Raw genomic sequence first — 15,221 nt, forward strand, 5'->3', positions numbered from 1 at the left:
AGCGTGGCAGTGGATTCTGTCAGGCTCTCTTCTTGAAATGTAAGACAGGAGGATTTTTAAACGTGGGAAAATACATCATGGCACTTGATGCCGGCACAACGAGCAACCGCTGTATTCTGTTTGATCAGAAAGGACAGATCGTAAGCCTTGCGCAGAAGGAGTTTACCCAGCGTTTCCCGAAACCGGGCTGGGTGGAGCACGATGCCAATGAAATCTGGTCCACGATGCTCGGTGTAGCCGTGGAGGCAATGCAGAAAGCGGGTGCGTCCTACGAGGATATCGCGGCAATCGGCATCACAAACCAGAGAGAGACGACGATCGTCTGGGACAAAAAGACGGGAGAGCCGGTCTACAATGCAATTGTATGGCAGTGCCGCAGAACATCGGAATACTGCGATTCCTTGATGGAGCGCGGACTGGTTGACCGTTTCCGGGAGAAAACAGGTCTTGTGATCGATGCGTATTTTTCAGCCACGAAGCTGAAATGGATTCTAGATGAAGTTCCGGGCGTGCGCGAGCGGGCGGAGCGAGGCGATCTCTATTTTGGAACAGTGGAGACGTGGCTGATCTGGAAGATGACAAAGGGAAAGATACATGTCACCGATTACACCAACGCGTCCCGTACAATGCTGTTCAATATCCATACCCTGAAATGGGATGAGGATATCTTAAAAGAGCTGAACATTCCGCTCTGTATGCTGCCGGAAGTCCGCCCGTCGAGCTGTGTCTACGGGGAGACGGCATCCACATATTTCGGCGGCCCGATTCCGATTGCGGGAGCAGCGGGAGACCAGCAGGCGGCGCTGTTCGGCCAGACCTGCTATGCGCCGGGCGAAGCGAAAAATACATACGGAACAGGCTGCTTCCTGCTGATGAACACGGGAGAAAAGCCGGTTTCTTCGACACATGGTCTTGTTACCACGATTGCATGGGGCATCGGGGACAAGATTACGTATGCGCTCGAGGGATCCATTTTCGTCGGCGGAGCCGCAATCCAGTGGCTGCGCGATGAGATGAAGCTGATCGAGTCCTCGGCGGATTCCGAGTACATGGCGCAGAAGGTGAACGACACGAACGGCTGCTACGTCGTGCCGGCGTTTACCGGCCTTGGCGCACCGTACTGGGATCAGTATGCGAGAGGAACCATTCTCGGCCTGACCCGCGGCGTCAACAAATACCATGTGATCCGCGCAACACTGGAGTCGATCACGTATCAGGTGGATGATGTCTTAAAAGCGATGGAGGCAGATTCCGGCATGAAGCTCTCCGCACTGCGTGTGGACGGCGGAGCAAGCGCCAACAATTTCCTGATGCAGTGCCAGGCGGACATCAGCCAGGCGCCGGTGGAGCGGCCGTGCTGCATCGAGACGACCGCGATGGGAGCAGCTTATCTTGCGGGACTCGCCGTCGGATACTGGCCGGATCAGGAGACGGTAAAACAGAACGGAGCCATTGACCGTACGTTTGAGCCGGAGCTCTCGAAAGAGGAGCGCGATGAGAAGATGAACGGATGGCACAAAGCAGTCCGTTACGCCGAAGGATGGGCAAAATAGAAAAAGATTTTGGAAATGCAGAAAAGGAACGGTTTCGTAATGAAAACCGTTCCTTTTCGCGTACTGTGACTTCTTGTCTACTGACGTTAAAGAATGTCGATATGTTCGCCGTTTAAAGCTTTGTTCATGCTTCGCACGGCACAGAATTTACCGCACATCGAGCAGGTATCTTCCTGTTCCGGCGAGCGGTCGGCGCGGATGGCTTTTGCGGTCTCCGGGTCCAGTGCACAGTCCCACTGTGCTTCCCAGTCGAGCACGCGGCGGGCGTCTCCCATCTTGTCGTCAATATCACGCGCATGCGGCACGCCTTTGGCAATGTCGGCAGCGTGTGCGGCGATTTTGCTTGCGATGATGCCCTGCTTTACGTCATCCAGGTTCGGAAGAGCCAGATGCTCTGCCGGCGTTACGTAGCACAGGAAAGCAGCGCCGTTCATAGCGGCAATTGCGCCTCCGATGGCAGCAGTGATGTGGTCATAGCCCGGTGCAATATCGGTCACAAGAGGTCCGAGGACATAGAACGGAGCGCCCATGCAGATGGTCTGCTGTACTTTCATGTTGGCCGCAATCTGATCCATCGGAACGTGGCCCGGTCCCTCAACCATAACCTGAACGTCTTTTTCCCAGGCACGTTTGGTGAGTTCGCCGAGGCGCACCAGCTCCTCAATTTGGCAGACATCCGTTGCGTCGGCAAGGCAGCCAGGACGGCAGGCGTCGCCGAGAGAAATGGTCACATCGTATTCACGGCAGATATCGAGAATCTCATCGTAATACTCGTAGAACGGATTCTCCTCGCCGGTCATGCACATCCAGGCGAACACGAGGGAGCCGCCGCGGGAAACGATATTCATTTTCCGTTTGTGTTTGCGGATCTGATCGATGGTTTTTCTGGTGATGCCGCAGTGCAGGGTGACGAAATCGACACCGTCCTCGGCATGGAGGCGGATGACGTCAATAAAATCTTTGGCGGTCAGCGTATCCAGGTCTCTCTGGTAATGGATCACACTGTCATATACCGGCACGGTGCCGATCATGGCCGGACATTCGGAGGTCAGTTTCCGCCGGAACGGCTGCGTATTGCCGTGGCTCGACAGGTCCATGATGGCTTCTGCGCCCATATTGACCGCGGAGAGTACCTTCTGCATCTCCACATCGTAATCTTTACAGTCTTTCGAAACACCGAGATTTACATTGATTTTCGTGCGCAGCATCGAGCCGATGCCCTCCGGGTCGATGCAGGTGTGCAGCTTATTGGCCGGAATGGCAACCTTTCCGCTGGCAACGAGCGGCATCAGGTCTTTCACGGCCATATACTCTTTTTCTGCGACTTTTTTCAGCTCCGGTGTTACAATGCCGCGGCGTGCGGCGTCCATCTGTGTTGCGTAATTGCGTTCCATCTGTTGTTCTCCTTTATTTTCAAAATCAGATCCGGTAAGCGTGGTTCAGCGGTCCCGAGCCGTGGCCGAGATCCATCATGCTCGCGAGTGCGCCCGAAATATACTCTTTTGCGGCGGAAATGGCATCCGGAAGGGAAAGCCCCTTTGCGAGCCCCGATGCGATGGCGCTGGAGAGTGTACAGCCGGTGCCGTGTGTGTTCGGATTGTCGATGCGTTTTCCGGTGAACCAGGTAAATGTGCCGTCGTGATATAAAAGATCGTTGGCATCATTGATACTGTGGCCGCCCTTTAACAGAACGGCACAGCCGCAGGAATCCCCGATCTCTTTTGCGGCGCGTTCCATATCGCTTTCCGACTGGATTTTGATGCCGGAGAGAACTTCTCCCTCTGGGATATTCGGTGTGATGACTTCGGCCAGAGGAAAGAGCAGTTTTTTCATCAGGTCAGGCACGCCGCCCGAAGCGAGCGCGGAGCCGCTTGTAGCGACGAGGACCGGGTCCACAACGATGTGTTTGGCCTGGTAGAAGCGAAGCCGTTCGGAGATGACTTCGATCAGTGCCGGGGAGGATACCATACCGATTTTGACGGCGTCCGGGAAGATGTCCGTAAAGACGGCGTCAAGCTGTGCGGCCAGAAACTCCGGTGTTACATCGAAAATACCGGAAACGCCGGTGGTGTTCTGGGCGGTGAGTGCGGTAATTGCCGACATGGCGTAAACTCCGTTTGTGATCATGGTTTTGATGTCTGCCTGAATGCCGGCGCCTCCGCTGGAATCACTTCCCGCGATTGTTAATGCTGTTTTCATGTTTTTCGCGTCCATGAGAATTACTCCTTTGCATTACTTTTCTTTTTGGACAGGCGACAAAGAAAGTGGTGCCCCCAGTCTGCCGCCTGGTGTGAGGATGAATGGTTACGTAAAATTATTTGTTTTCCAGCATGCGCAGAGTCTGTTCTTTCAGATCCTTCGTTGCGGAAACAATGTCTTTCTGTGCAAAAATGGCACTGATGACGGCGATGCCGCAGATGCCGCTGCCGGAAAGCTCCGTCACGTTATCGCGTGTGATGCCGCCGATGGCGATGACAGGGATTTTAACGGCATTGCAGATAGCAGTCAGCGTTTCGTGGCTGACATCCTCCGCATCCGCCTTGGAACCGGTGTGGAAGACCGCGCCGACGCCGAGGTAATCTGCCCCGCGCTGCTCGGCGAGAATGGCCTGTTCCACGGTCTGCGCCGAAACGCCGATGATCTTGTCCGGGCCAAGCTTAGCACGGACATCGCCGGCCTCCATATCGCTCTGGCCGACATGAACGCCGTCCGCATCCATCTTAGCTGCGATTTCCACGTTATCGTTGATGACGAAAGGAACATGGTATGCGGCACAGAGTTTTTTCAGTTCCAGTGCCTCTTCCATAAAGTGATCCTGGTCAAGATTTTTTTCGCGGAGCTGGATAAACGTTGCGCCGCCCTGCAGAGCCTTTTCCACCTGGCTGTACAGTGTCTCGCCGTTCAGCCAGCTGCGGTCTGTCACAGCATATAAAAGCAGGCCTTTTTTATCGCACTTCATACTTTGCACCTTTCTCCAGCGTCTCGCCGTCCATGTGGTAGATGGCGTCGATGATGCGGTTCCGGTAGGTGGAGTTGCCGTCTTCCGGTTTCATATGGCTCCAGCCGATCTCGCCGGCAAGTCCCATCGCGCAGACAGCGGCAGCAGCGGCTTTTAACGGCTCGTCCGGGTTGGCAACGAGGTAAGCGGTCATCATGCCGGAGAGCTGGCAGCCTGTTCCGGTGATGCTTCCCATCTCGGCGCGTCCGTTGCGGATCACGTAGCAGGTGTCAGCATCGGCAACGAGGTCGATCGCTCCTGTGATGGCGACAACACAGTTGTGGTCTTTCGCAAAGTTTTTTGCAAAAGCAACGGCGCTGTCGAGGTTTTCGTCTGTTACTTTATCGGCAACGTCTGCGTCAACACCCTTTGTCGTTCCGCTTCCAAGTGCCAGTGTTTTGATTTCGGAAATATTTCCGCGGATGACGGTGAACGGGATTTTTTTCATCAGTCCGACTGCGGTCGAAGTACGTAAGTGGCTTGCGCCTGCGCCGACTGGATCGAGCAGGATTTTGTGGCCGAGCGAAGCTGCTTTTGCACCGGCACGGTACATGCCGTCGATGCTCGTTCTGTGCAGCGTTCCAATGTTGATGTTCAGACCGCCGCAGATGGAGGTGATATCCTCGACATCCTCCGGTTCATCGGACATGATCGGGCTTGCGCCGCATGCCAGCAGAATATTGGCGACATCGTTTACTGTAACGTAATTTGTGATGTTGTGTACGAGAGGGGTTGTTTTTCTGACATTGTCAAGACAAGTGCCTAACATAATTTTTTGTTCCTCCTGTGTGAGTATTTTTGCAGAAGCAAATTCCCTTGTGTTACTGGAAGAACCTGTTGATGATGTGTTCATAGAGATTAAAAAAGCAGATATACGTGGAGGTATATCTGCAGAAAATGTGCATATCGTATCTCCCTACGTTGGCATTACCCAAATCAGGTTCAGGGTCTAGGAGATGCATCCTACTCTCAGCCCGCTTCGCACGCGAGCTCCCCTTTGCTTTCTGCAGACAATTATATACGCATAAAAACAATTGTGCAAGAGAAAAACGGAAGATTTTAAAAAAATTCAGAAAAATAAAAAAGACATGCAAAATATTGGAAATGTAATGTTATTTGGGTTGACAGAGAAAATAATATCAGCGTAAAATGAAGTATAAAATATGCGTGGAAGTCATGGACGTGATGATGCCGCCTCCATTCCGATTTTCGCCATGACCGCCAACGCCTTTGTTGAAGACCGGCAGGCCGCAAAAGAGGCCGGCATGAACGTGCATATCGCAAAGCCGATTGATGCGGAAATACTGAAAAAGAAAATTGCAGAGCATTGCAGGTGAAAAGAAGTGCCCCTGCCCGGTATCTGATGTGTGCCGGGCAGGGGCTTTTGATGTGCGAATTTTATTTTTCTTCCTCCGGGTACGTATAGCCCCAGGTTCTGCGGAAGGAGGTCATCAGATCCATGACGTCCTTCGTGTAGTCGAGGTGCATGGCAGATGCATCTCCATTGATGGCGCGTTCCATGTCGGCGAGCTCATAGGCGAGTGCATCGGCGTTGTCACCGGCTTTGATGATTTCGGATTCGCCGGTGGAAGCGTCTGTGATTTTTGCTTCCCAGGCACGCGGGTACTCCATGATCTCGATAAATCCGTTCTCACAGGAAACCATGCCGCGTTTCGGCTGTTTGGAGTGGAGAGAGAGCATCACACTTGCCATCTGTCCTTCCTGATTGGTGAGAAGGAGGCCGGCCTGCTCGTCCACACCGGTCGGAGCGGGCTTTACCTGGGAAAGGAGCTGATCCGGCTTGGAGTCGAAGAACCAGCGGAGGAAGGAGAGTGCGTATACGCCGATATCAAGCATCGCGCCGCCTGCGAGATTCCGGTTGAAGAAGCGGTTCTTCATGTTGTACTCTTTGAAACTGCCGAAGTTCATCGTGATCAGATTGACTCTGCCGAGACGGCCGGAGTCGAGAAATTTTTTCAGCTTTTTGTAGATCGGCATATGGTAAATCGTCATTGCCTCTCCGATGATGACACCTTTTTCTTTTGCAAGCGCTATGGCCTCGTCGAGCTCGTCGCTGTTCAGCGTAATCGATTTCTCAACGAGAATGTGTTTTCCATTGGCAATCGCCTCTTTCATAAAGCCAAGATGCGTGTTGTGCGGCGTCGTGATATAAATGACATCGACCTCCGGATCGGTAAACATCTCATGGAAATCATCGTAAACTTTTCCAATTCCATATTTCTCCGCAAAAGCAGCCGCCTTCTCATGGGTCCGGTTGCCGACCGCGTAAATATTCTTTCCGTTTTTCTGCAGTGCGACCGCCATTTCATTTGCAATCACACCGCATCCGAGTACAGCCCATTTGATTTCTTTCATCGTGAGATTCTCCTATCGTATCTATTTCGCCCAGAGCGGTTCTTCGCTTCCGCTGTAGTCAAACCGTCCGTCGTTTTTCTCTTCCAGTGCTTTGATCATATGGTACGTAAATTCATTGTAAGGCGTTGGAATTCCAAGCTCTTTTCCCATGCGGATCAGCGCACCCGAGAACATATCAATTTCCGTATGGCGTCCCGCATCGAGATCCTGGAGCGTCGAGTAGCGCGCCGTCGGCGGAACCGCACTTCTGCGTCCCGAGGAGACATCCGCCTTGCTGATATCAATTCCCTTTGCCTCCGCAATCGCCATCAGTTCTGCGCGGAGTCCGTCGCTGATCGCCTTCATATGTACACTGTCGCGGTAGCAGCCGACCCCGGCACCGAGAATAGCCTGCGGCAGGTTATTGCAGACATTCAGCCGGAATTTGCTCCATATTTCCTCTAAAATACAATCGGTTGCCCGGTAATGCAGCCCTGTGCCGGAGAACAGATCCAGAACAGCCTGCACACGCTCACTGTCGTACGGCGCCGAAACTTCGCCGAAAATGATGCCGAGCGTCGCCTCAGGGTTGAAAACGTAGCCGTCATTCTCTTTATGAGAAGCTACTTTGATAACAGCATGAAGCAGATGCTCCGCACCGACTTTTTCCGCGATGATCTCCTCACTGTCCACGCCGTTCATCAGACTCATGATCACAGTATTCTCGCCGGTAACGGCAGTAATATTGTCAAGAGCCCCCGGCAGTGCGCCGTATTTGAGCGAGACGATCAGAAAATCCACGCCGTGTGCCTCTTCCGGTGTCCATACCTCCGGGTGATAAATCGTATCGTTAATTTTGCATCCTTTGTTTTTCAGACGCTTCGCCCGTTCCCCGGACGCGATAACGCCAAGCCGGATGTCCTTTTTCTCCGAAAGCCCCCAGATCACATAAGACCCAACCGCTCCGGCGCCCAGAACAGCAACTGATTTTATTATCATAATAGCCTCCTTTGTAACTGTTTGAATTACCCTTACTATAACAAATTTTGCGGAGATCCTCAATTTGTTTTTCAAAATAGAGAATTTCGGAAAAGGAAGCCTAAATGTGTTGACGGAGCGATAAGGTAGATTGTAGAATGAAAAATATAAAAGAAACGCGCAGATGCGGCAAAAGGAGATGACAGAAACACATTACCACATTTCCAAACCGACGGCCTGCTTCATGCTGGATCTGAACGATCTGAAAATGTACGAAGACAAAATCCGGACGAAAGAAGAACAGAAGGCAAAAGAAAAACAAGAGAAGAAATAAGAAACGAAGGAGAAACGAAATTCGAACGTTTCTCCTTCATTTTTTGCACGCATTTTTACCGGGAAATCATATTCTAAGGTTAGAATGAAAAAACAGGAGAATCTGTTGATGAAAGGAAAATGGCTGACAGGTGCGCTTGTACTGGCAATGGCGGCAGTGACGCTGGCGGGATGCGGGGCAAAAGATGAGACAAAAGAAAAAGTGGAGCAGGTGACATTAAATGAGGTTGCCCACTCCATTTTTTACGCCCCGCAGTACGTGGCAATTGAGGAGGGGTATTTCGCGGACGAGGGCATTGATCTGACGCTGATGACAGGATTTGGTGCAGATAAAGTGCTGACGGCGATGATTTCCGGCGAGGCGGATATCGGGTTTATGGGGGCGGAGGCAACCGTCTACGCGTACCTCGAGGGAACCGCAGACCCGGTTGTGAACTTCGCGCAGCTGACGCAGCGGGCGGGAAACTTTGTTGTGGGAAGAGAGAAAGACAATTCGTTTACCTGGGAGAAATTGAAAAACAAAGAGGTATTAGGGGGAAGAAAAGGCGGTATGCCGGAAATGGTCTTTGAGTATGTTCTGGCGCAGAAAGGGATTGATAAAAAAGACGTAAATATCAACCAGAGCATCGATTTTGGTTCCACAGCTGCCGCGTTCTCCGGCGGGCAGGGGGATTATACGATTGAATTTGAACCGTCCGCGACACTGCTCGAGCAGAAGGGCGACGGCTATGTCGTGGCATCGGTCGGAACGGAATCCGGGTATGTGCCGTATACGTCGTACAGCGTCAAACAGAGTTATCTGAAAACGCACGGCGCAACCGTAGAAAAATTCACGAAGGCACTGCAGAAGGGAATGGACTTCGTGCAGACGCACACACCGGAGGAGATTGCAGAAGTGATTGCGCCGCAGTTTGCAGAAACCGAGCTGGAAACCATCACCGCGATCGTGCACCGCTACTATGAGCAGGATACGTGGAAAGAAAATCTGATCTTTGAGGAAGAAAGTTTTGATCTTCTGCAGGAGATTCTGGAGCAGGCGGGAGAGCTGGAGAAAAAGACACCGTACAAGACACTCGTGACAACAAAATACGCCGAAGAGGCCGCCGCCAAAGGCTGATTCCGGCGGAATAGAAAAGCGAAAAAAGACAGAAAAAGACACTTTTCGACATTCGTCGACAAACAGCGACATTTAATTCGAAAAAAATAAAGAAAATTGCAAAAGAAAAGCAGAAAAATAGAGAAAAAGTATTGCAAAAAAGTAAATTTTGTTGCATACTATGGGTGTCGCATATATTTTTTACAACACAGGCATACGGAGGCGAACAGACATGAAAGTAGGTTTTATCGGCGGCGGCAACATGGCGAGTGCCATGATTGGCGGAATGATCCAAAAAGGAGTTGTATCTGCAGATGACATTCTGGTATCGGTCCGCACGGAGAAAAGTGTGGAACGCTTGACCAACCAGTTTGGAGTCCAGGCGACTATGGAGAACGAAGCGGTCGTAGCCGGATCCGATCTTGTATTCCTGGCAGTAAAGCCAAACCAAATAAAAAATATAATAAACCTCGTCAAAAACTTCATCTCACCCGAGAAGATTATCGTATCGATTCTTCCCGGTAAGTCTTTACAATGGCTGGGTACAGAAATCGGAAAACCAACAAAGTTAATTCGCACCATGCCAAACACACCAGCACTCGTCGGAGAAGGAATGACCGGCGTCTGTGCCAATGATCTCGTGACGGAGGAAGAGCTGCAGCTCGTTTTAACCCTCCTGAAAAGCTTTGGCCGCGCAGAAGTTGTTCCGGAGTATCTGATGGATACCGTCACAGGTGTCAGCGGAAGCTCGCCGGCGTACGTATTTCTTTTCCTGGAGGCTCTTGCAGATGCGGCCGTAGCCGAAGGAATGCCGAGAAAACAGGCATATGAATTTGCTGCACAGTCTGTCCTTGGAAGCGCCAAAATGCTTCTCGAGACAGGAATGCACCCGGGAGAATTAAAAGACATGGTCTGCTCGCCAGGCGGAACCACCATCGAAGCGGTTGCCGTACTGGAGCGGGAGAACCTGAGAAGTGCTGTTATTGATGCAACACGAGCCTGCATCCGGAAATCAAAGGGAGTGGATTAGAAGGAGCAGCACCGCCGCTTTGACAGAATGACGCTAATGTGAAAGCAGCAAAAATAAAGAATGTATGCACAAAAAAACAAACCAAAACAAGCAAAAAGCAAGCACAAAAAAGAGTAAAAAAACAAACGAGCGGAAAAATCCCGGCAGCCGTGGAAAAGGCACCGGGATTTTTTTCTGGTAATTTATAGTTTTTTTCCTTTACTGAGCGTACTGTTGTGATAATCGGAAGAATAGGTTACATCCTTTCCAAACCATACCGGAGGAACAAAGGCGTTTGCGGATGCTTCGTCCGGAAACTCCACCTCTGCGAGGTAAAGGCCTTCATACGGCGCATCAAAGACATCGAGCTCGATCGTCAGATCCGTTCCGGTAAGCGGCAGCAGATAGCGTGTTTTTGAGATGAGAACGCCGTCTGCCTTTTCCCGCAGATGCAGGTAGGATTCCTTTGTGAGCGGAAGATTATACTCTTCACGCACCATCAGCCCTTTTGACTTGTAGGTCAGATAATATTCGTCGTCAGAGCGGCGGATGCGGACAACCGGTTCGGTGGAAAGATAGCCCTGCTCGATTTTTTTACATGGATAGCTTGTAAGATTTTCCGGAAGCTGATCCAGAAGGTATTTGCGTTCGATTTCCATAAAAGAGACTCCTTCTCGTGATTGCATCACTGCTTTTTTCAAGAGTTTACCATGCTTTTCCCGTGATGTTAAGCGAAATCCGGCTTTTTGCGAAAAAAGTCCTGAAATTTTTATGAAATGCAAGCATTCTGCGGAAAAATGTGGTATAATAGCGGCGGTTTGTTACAAAGAAAAGCAGAGAATATCACGTGACAAAACACACGAGACTGATCATACAACACAGGAGGACAAAACCATGGCAAAGATTTATGTATTTCTGGCAGACGGATGTGAAGAGATTGAGGCACTGACCCCGGTGGATCTGCTGCGCAGAGCCGGAGAAGACGTATGCACCGTTTCTATTATGGGAAGAAAAGAAGTAACAGGATCCCACAAAATCACCATTCTTGCAGATGAAACCATCGAAGAGGGAGAGTTTGATGACGGAGACATGCTGGTACTTCCGGGCGGAATGCCGGGTACATTAAATCTGGCCGGAAACGAGACGCTCGCAGCGCTGATCCGTTCCTATGACGATCAGGGAAAGAAACTGGCAGCCATCTGCGCAGCGCCGAGCATCCTTGGTGTGATGGGCATCTTAAAAGATAAAAACGCCGTCTGCTTCCCGGGATTTGAAGAAAAGCTGGCAGGCGCAAACGTACTCGATGTACCGGCAGTCACCGACAAAAATGTGACCACCGGCCGCGGCATGGGAGCAGCCACTGACTTCGCACTGGAGCTGATCCGTGTTCTGCAGGGAGAGGACAAAGCAAAAGAAATGGCGGAAAAAATCGTATTTCATTGCTAAAAAAAAGCCTAAAAACCACAGAAATATAAAAAAATCACTGGCGTTTTTGAAAAGAGTATGCTATACTCGATAAATGACTGTAGAATGGAGAGGTGTGCAGGTTTTCTGCCGCTTTTCAGATAAATCAAGGAGGAAATTGATAAAATGAGTGTACAGGTCGAAAATTTAGAAAAGAATATGGCCAAACTTACCATTGAGGTTCCGGCTGAAGAATTAGAGAAAGCACTGGAGAAAGCTTACCAGAAACAGAAAAAGAACATCAGCGTTCCGGGCTTCCGTAAAGGAAAAGTTCCGAGAGCTATGGTAGAAAAAATGTATGGCCCGGCAGTATTCTATGAGGATGCTGTAAACAGCCTTGTTCCGGAAGAGTATTCCAAAGCAGCAGAAGAGAGCAAACTGGACATCGTATCCCGTCCGGAGATCAACGTAGAGCAGATCGAAAAAGGCAAAGCTTTCATCTTTACCGCAACTGTAGCAGTAAAACCGGAAGTTACCCTTGGCGAGTACAAAGGTCTGGAAGTAGCAAAAGCTGACACAACCGTTACAGATGAAGAAGTAGAAGCTGAGCTGAAAAAAGAGCAGGAGAAAAATGCAAGAACCATCAATGTAGAGGATCGTCCGGCAGCAGACGGAGATACCGTTACACTTGACTTCGAAGGTTCTGTAGACGGCGTTCCGTTCGACGGCGGCGCTGGAAAAGATTATCCGCTGACCCTTGGCTCCCATTCCTTCATTCCGGGATTCGAAGAGCAGCTCGTTGGCGCAGCTCTGGAAGAGGAGAAGGAAGTAAACGTTACTTTCCCAGAGGATTATCAGGCAGAAGAGCTTGCTGGAAAAGCAGCAGTATTCAAATGCACCATCCACAAAATCGAAGCAAAAGAGCTTCCGGCACTTGATGACGACTTCGCAAAAGACGTTTCCGAGTTCGATACTCTGGATGAGTACAAAAAAGAAATCAAAGACAACCTGACCAAGAAAAAAGAAGAGCAGGCTAAGACAGAAAAAGAGAACGCTGTCGTAGATAAAGCAGTAGAGAACGCAACAATGGAGATTCCGGAAGCTATGATCGATACGCAGGTAGAGAACATGGTTGACGATTTCGCAAGAAGAATCCAGTCCCAGGGTCTGTCCATGGAGCAGTACATGCAGTTTACAGGCGCTACCGTTGATTCCTTAAAAGAGCAGATGAAACCGCAGACTGTTAAGAAAATCGAGAGCAGACTGGTACTTGAGAAAGTTGCAGAAGCAGAGAACATCCAGATCAGCGATGAGAAGCTGGACGAAGAGCTGGCTAAAATGGCTGAAATGTACAAAATGGAGCTGGATAAATTCAAAGAGCTCGTTGGCGAATATGAGAAAGAGCAGATGAAGAAAGATCTCGCTGTTCAGGAAGCAGTAACTCTCATGGCCGACAGCGCAAAAGAGGCGTAAGACCTCGGAAAGAGAGGCAATTGAATGAGTTTTGTACCTTATGTCATCGAGCAGACAAGCAGGGGAGAGAGAAGTTACGATATTTATTCAAGACTGCTGAACGACCGTATTATTTTTCTGGGAGAGGAAGTCACTGACGTATCGGCAAACCTGATCGTTGCACAGCTTCTGTTCCTAGAGTCTGAAGATCCGGGAAAAGATATCCACATGTATATCAACAGTCCGGGAGGTTCTGTAAGCGCAGGACTTGCTATCTATGATACGATGCAGTACATCAAATGTGATGTATCCACGATCTGTATCGGTATGGCTGCCAGCATGGGAGCATTCCTTCTTGCCGGCGGTACCAAAGGAAAGAGAATGGCTCTGCCAAACTCTGAAATCATGATTCATCAGCCATCCGGCGGTGCACAGGGTCAGGCAACCGAGATCAAAATCGTTGCAGAACAGATTCTGAAAACCAAACGGAAATTAAATGAAATTCTGGCGGCAAATACAGGAAAACCGCTGGAACAGATTGAGATCGATACCGAGCGTGACAACTATATGTCCGCAGAGGAAGCAAAAGCATACGGTCTGATTGATAATGTAATTACGAACCGATAAGAGAGGAAAGGTGTCCAAAAGCGTAGTTCCGGCAATGAGGCTTTTGTGGCACCTTTTGCCTTATCCGGCGATAAGGTTTAGTTGTAATATGTTGAAAGGAAGAAAACGATGGCTATAAAAGGGAATGATACCAAGATCCGCTGCTCTTTCTGCGGAAAGACAGAAGACCAGGTACGCAAGCTGATCGCAGGCCCGGACGGGGCATACATCTGTGATGACTGCGTGGCAATCTGCTCGGAGATCATTCAGGAAGAATTTGAGGATCTGTACGGCGAGCAGGATACCGACGAGATCAACCTGATCAAACCAAAGGAAATCAAAGCATTTCTGGATGACTACGTAATCGGACAGGATGAGGCGAAAAAAGTGCTCTCCGTTGCTGTTTACAACCATTACAAACGAGTGCTTTCCGGTGCATCCTCCGACATCGAACTGCAGAAGAGCAACATTCTGATGCTCGGACCGACCGGTTCCGGAAAAACGTATCTGGCACAGACACTGGCCAAACTGATCAACGTTCCGTTTGCAATTGCAGACGCAACGGCGCTCACCGAGGCAGGTTATGTCGGCGAGGACGTAGAAAACATTCTGCTCCGCCTCATTCAGGCAGCAGACTATGATATCGAGCGCGCTGAGCACGGCATCATCTACATCGATGAGATCGATAAAATCACAAGAAAATCCGAAAACGCTTCGATCACACGAGATGTTTCCGGCGAGGGTGTACAGCAGGCACTGCTGAAAATCCTGGAGGGAACTGTAGCTTCCGTTCCGCCGCAGGGCGGAAGAAAGCATCCGCATCAGGAGTTTATTCAGATTGATACGACGAATATCCTCTTTATCTGCGGCGGTGCATTCGAAGGACTCGAGAAGATCATCGAGACGAGACAGGATACGAAATCCATCGGATTCAACAATCCGATCGGCCATGCAAAAGATGAGAATGTCGGAGATCTGCTCCGTCAGGTCATGCCGCAGGATCTGACCAAGTTCGGCCTGATTCCGGAGTTTGTCGGACGTGTGCCGATTGTCGTTACGTTAAATTCTCTGGATGAGACGGCCCTGATGAAGATTCTGGTTGAGCCGAAGAATTCTCTGGTCAAACAGTACAAGAAGCTGTTTGAGCTGGACGGCGTACAGCTTGATTTCAAAGAAGATGCACTCGAAGCGATTGCAAAGAAATCCCTGGAGCGGAAAACAGGCGCCAGAGGTCTCCGCGCAATCATGGAAGATACGATGATGGATCTGATGTATGAGATCCCGTCGGACAATACGACAAAAGAATGCGTCATCACCAAGGACGCTGTAGAAAAGAAGGCGGAGCCGGAGATTATTCACGGCGAACCGGCCCCTGTTCCACGGCGGAATATGGGAAGAAGATCCGGAAGACCGGAAACCGCCTGAAAAACGCAGGAG

Annotated in this window: 16 protein-coding genes, 1 pseudogene and 1 riboswitch; of the genes and pseudogenes, 10 read left to right on the top strand and 7 right to left on the bottom strand. The window is 50.3% G+C overall.

The genetic code is table 11. The annotated features are described in order from the left end of the window. Positions 1-62 precede the first annotated feature (62 nt). On the top strand, positions 63-1,553 hold the full coding sequence (glpK, locus tag DXB83_RS00740) for a glycerol kinase GlpK (protein ID WP_117814337.1): 1,491 nt from the start codon (positions 63-65) through the stop codon (positions 1,551-1,553). Between the two features lie 86 nt (positions 1,554-1,639). On the opposite strand, the gene thiC is transcribed toward glpK, so the two are convergent. From thiC to thiM, 4 genes are all read right to left on the bottom strand, one after another. Continuing rightward, positions 1,640-2,947 carry a phosphomethylpyrimidine synthase ThiC gene (gene thiC / locus DXB83_RS00745; RefSeq protein ID WP_117760477.1) on the bottom strand — a complete coding sequence of 436 codons (1,308 nt, stop codon included), beginning with the start codon at positions 2,945-2,947 and terminating at the stop codon, positions 1,640-1,642. Between the two features lie 25 nt (positions 2,948-2,972). After that, entirely contained in the window at positions 2,973-3,752 is a 780-nt protein-coding gene (gene thiD, locus DXB83_RS00750) for a bifunctional hydroxymethylpyrimidine kinase/phosphomethylpyrimidine kinase (RefSeq protein ID WP_117760596.1), read from the bottom strand. A gap of 115 nt (positions 3,753-3,867) precedes the next feature. Continuing rightward, positions 3,868-4,512 carry a thiamine phosphate synthase gene (gene thiE / locus DXB83_RS00755; protein ID WP_055226936.1) on the bottom strand — a complete coding sequence of 215 codons (645 nt, stop codon included), beginning with the start codon at positions 4,510-4,512 and terminating at the stop codon, positions 3,868-3,870. Continuing rightward, on the bottom strand, positions 4,499-5,320 hold the full coding sequence (gene thiM, locus DXB83_RS00760; RefSeq protein ID WP_118697180.1) for a hydroxyethylthiazole kinase: 822 nt from the start codon (positions 5,318-5,320) through the stop codon (positions 4,499-4,501). The genes thiE and thiM overlap by 14 nt, the downstream gene beginning before the upstream one ends. Before the next feature lie 126 nt (positions 5,321-5,446). Next, a riboswitch (TPP riboswitch) is annotated at positions 5,447-5,558 on the bottom strand. A gap of 174 nt (positions 5,559-5,732) precedes the next feature. On the opposite strand from thiM, the pseudogene DXB83_RS00765 reads away from it, so the two are divergent. Further along, positions 5,733-5,888: pseudogene (locus DXB83_RS00765) on the top strand (response regulator); the annotation flags it as partial. Positions 5,889-5,949: 61 nt separating this feature from the next. On the opposite strand, the gene DXB83_RS00770 reads toward DXB83_RS00765, so the two are convergent. Both DXB83_RS00770 and DXB83_RS00775 read right to left on the bottom strand, forming a co-directional pair. Further along, positions 5,950-6,927: a Gfo/Idh/MocA family protein gene (locus DXB83_RS00770; protein WP_118660215.1), complete on the bottom strand. Its 978-nt coding sequence runs from the start codon at positions 6,925-6,927 to the stop codon at positions 5,950-5,952. A 21-nt stretch (positions 6,928-6,948) separates the two neighbouring features. Beyond that, on the bottom strand, positions 6,949-7,905 hold the full coding sequence (locus tag DXB83_RS00775; protein ID WP_118660217.1) for a ketopantoate reductase family protein: 957 nt from the start codon (positions 7,903-7,905) through the stop codon (positions 6,949-6,951). A 178-nt stretch (positions 7,906-8,083) separates the two neighbouring features. On the opposite strand from DXB83_RS00775, the gene DXB83_RS16990 reads away from it, so the two are divergent. The 4 genes from DXB83_RS16990 to DXB83_RS16370 all read left to right on the top strand — a co-directional run bounded on the left by DXB83_RS16990 (position 8,084) and on the right by DXB83_RS16370 (position 10,531). Next, positions 8,084-8,218: a hypothetical protein gene (locus tag DXB83_RS16990; RefSeq protein ID WP_264295184.1), complete on the top strand. Its 135-nt coding sequence runs from the start codon at positions 8,084-8,086 to the stop codon at positions 8,216-8,218. A gap of 108 nt (positions 8,219-8,326) precedes the next feature. Continuing rightward, complete coding sequence (locus DXB83_RS00780) at positions 8,327-9,334, top strand: ABC transporter substrate-binding protein (protein WP_118660219.1); 1,008 nt, start codon at positions 8,327-8,329, stop codon at positions 9,332-9,334. A 211-nt stretch (positions 9,335-9,545) separates the two neighbouring features. Further along, positions 9,546-10,343: a pyrroline-5-carboxylate reductase gene (gene proC / locus DXB83_RS00785; RefSeq protein ID WP_022461345.1), complete on the top strand. Its 798-nt coding sequence runs from the start codon at positions 9,546-9,548 to the stop codon at positions 10,341-10,343. A gap of 38 nt (positions 10,344-10,381) precedes the next feature. Then, positions 10,382-10,531 (top strand): hypothetical protein, encoded by a 150-nt coding sequence (locus DXB83_RS16370; RefSeq protein ID WP_158579586.1) that lies wholly within the window; start codon positions 10,382-10,384, stop codon positions 10,529-10,531. Here DXB83_RS16370 and DXB83_RS00790 read toward each other — a convergent pair. Continuing rightward, positions 10,526-10,981 carry a CYTH domain-containing protein gene (locus DXB83_RS00790; RefSeq protein ID WP_022461346.1) on the bottom strand — a complete coding sequence of 152 codons (456 nt, stop codon included), beginning with the start codon at positions 10,979-10,981 and terminating at the stop codon, positions 10,526-10,528. The genes DXB83_RS16370 and DXB83_RS00790 overlap by 6 nt on opposite strands. A 235-nt stretch (positions 10,982-11,216) precedes the next feature. On the opposite strand from DXB83_RS00790, the gene DXB83_RS00795 reads away from it, so the two are divergent. From DXB83_RS00795 to clpX, 4 genes are all read left to right on the top strand, one after another. After that, positions 11,217-11,768: a DJ-1 family glyoxalase III gene (locus DXB83_RS00795; protein ID WP_055219893.1), complete on the top strand. Its 552-nt coding sequence runs from the start codon at positions 11,217-11,219 to the stop codon at positions 11,766-11,768. A 144-nt stretch (positions 11,769-11,912) separates the two neighbouring features. Then, a complete protein-coding gene (gene tig, locus DXB83_RS00800) occupies positions 11,913-13,199 on the top strand; it encodes a trigger factor (RefSeq protein WP_118697182.1) in 1,287 nt (428 codons plus the stop codon). 24 nt (positions 13,200-13,223) lie between these two features. Next, positions 13,224-13,805, top strand: coding sequence for an ATP-dependent Clp endopeptidase proteolytic subunit ClpP (gene clpP, locus DXB83_RS00805; RefSeq protein WP_022461349.1), 582 nt, complete (start codon positions 13,224-13,226; stop codon positions 13,803-13,805). Positions 13,806-13,913: 108 nt separating this feature from the next. Next, on the top strand, positions 13,914-15,209 hold the full coding sequence (clpX, locus tag DXB83_RS00810; RefSeq protein WP_117509624.1) for an ATP-dependent Clp protease ATP-binding subunit ClpX: 1,296 nt from the start codon (positions 13,914-13,916) through the stop codon (positions 15,207-15,209). The last annotated feature ends 12 nt before the right edge of the window (positions 15,210-15,221 follow it).

It is taken from the genome of Blautia sp. OM06-15AC (assembly GCF_003481425.1).
Lineage (GTDB): Bacteria > Bacillota > Clostridia > Lachnospirales > Lachnospiraceae > Fusicatenibacter > Fusicatenibacter saccharivorans.

What these genes read in the sequence shown, in the direction of transcription:
- DXB83_RS00780 (WP_118660219.1), top strand. Translation starts at nt 8,327, where the DNA reads ATGAAAGGAAAATGGCTGACAGGTGCGCTTGTACTGGCAATGGCGGCA.
- clpP (WP_022461349.1), top strand. Translation starts at nt 13,224, where the DNA reads ATGAGTTTTGTACCTTATGTCATCGAGCAGACAAGCAGGGGAGAGAGA.
- DXB83_RS00795 (WP_055219893.1), top strand. Translation starts at nt 11,217, where the DNA reads ATGGCAAAGATTTATGTATTTCTGGCAGACGGATGTGAAGAGATTGAG.
- DXB83_RS00775 (WP_118660217.1), bottom strand. Translation starts at nt 7,905, where the DNA reads ATGATAATAAAATCAGTTGCTGTTCTGGGCGCCGGAGCGGTTGGGTCT.
- DXB83_RS16990 (WP_264295184.1), top strand. Translation starts at nt 8,084, where the DNA reads ATGACAGAAACACATTACCACATTTCCAAACCGACGGCCTGCTTCATG.
- thiD (WP_117760596.1), bottom strand. Translation starts at nt 3,752, where the DNA reads ATGAAAACAGCATTAACAATCGCGGGAAGTGATTCCAGCGGAGGCGCC.
- thiC (WP_117760477.1), bottom strand. Translation starts at nt 2,947, where the DNA reads ATGGAACGCAATTACGCAACACAGATGGACGCCGCACGCCGCGGCATT.
- DXB83_RS00790 (WP_022461346.1), bottom strand. Translation starts at nt 10,981, where the DNA reads ATGGAAATCGAACGCAAATACCTTCTGGATCAGCTTCCGGAAAATCTT.
- thiM (WP_118697180.1), bottom strand. Translation starts at nt 5,320, where the DNA reads ATGTTAGGCACTTGTCTTGACAATGTCAGAAAAACAACCCCTCTCGTA.
- DXB83_RS00770 (WP_118660215.1), bottom strand. Translation starts at nt 6,927, where the DNA reads ATGAAAGAAATCAAATGGGCTGTACTCGGATGCGGTGTGATTGCAAAT.
- clpX (WP_117509624.1), top strand. Translation starts at nt 13,914, where the DNA reads ATGGCTATAAAAGGGAATGATACCAAGATCCGCTGCTCTTTCTGCGGA.
- thiE (WP_055226936.1), bottom strand. Translation starts at nt 4,512, where the DNA reads ATGAAGTGCGATAAAAAAGGCCTGCTTTTATATGCTGTGACAGACCGC.
- proC (WP_022461345.1), top strand. Translation starts at nt 9,546, where the DNA reads ATGAAAGTAGGTTTTATCGGCGGCGGCAACATGGCGAGTGCCATGATT.
- tig (WP_118697182.1), top strand. Translation starts at nt 11,913, where the DNA reads ATGAGTGTACAGGTCGAAAATTTAGAAAAGAATATGGCCAAACTTACC.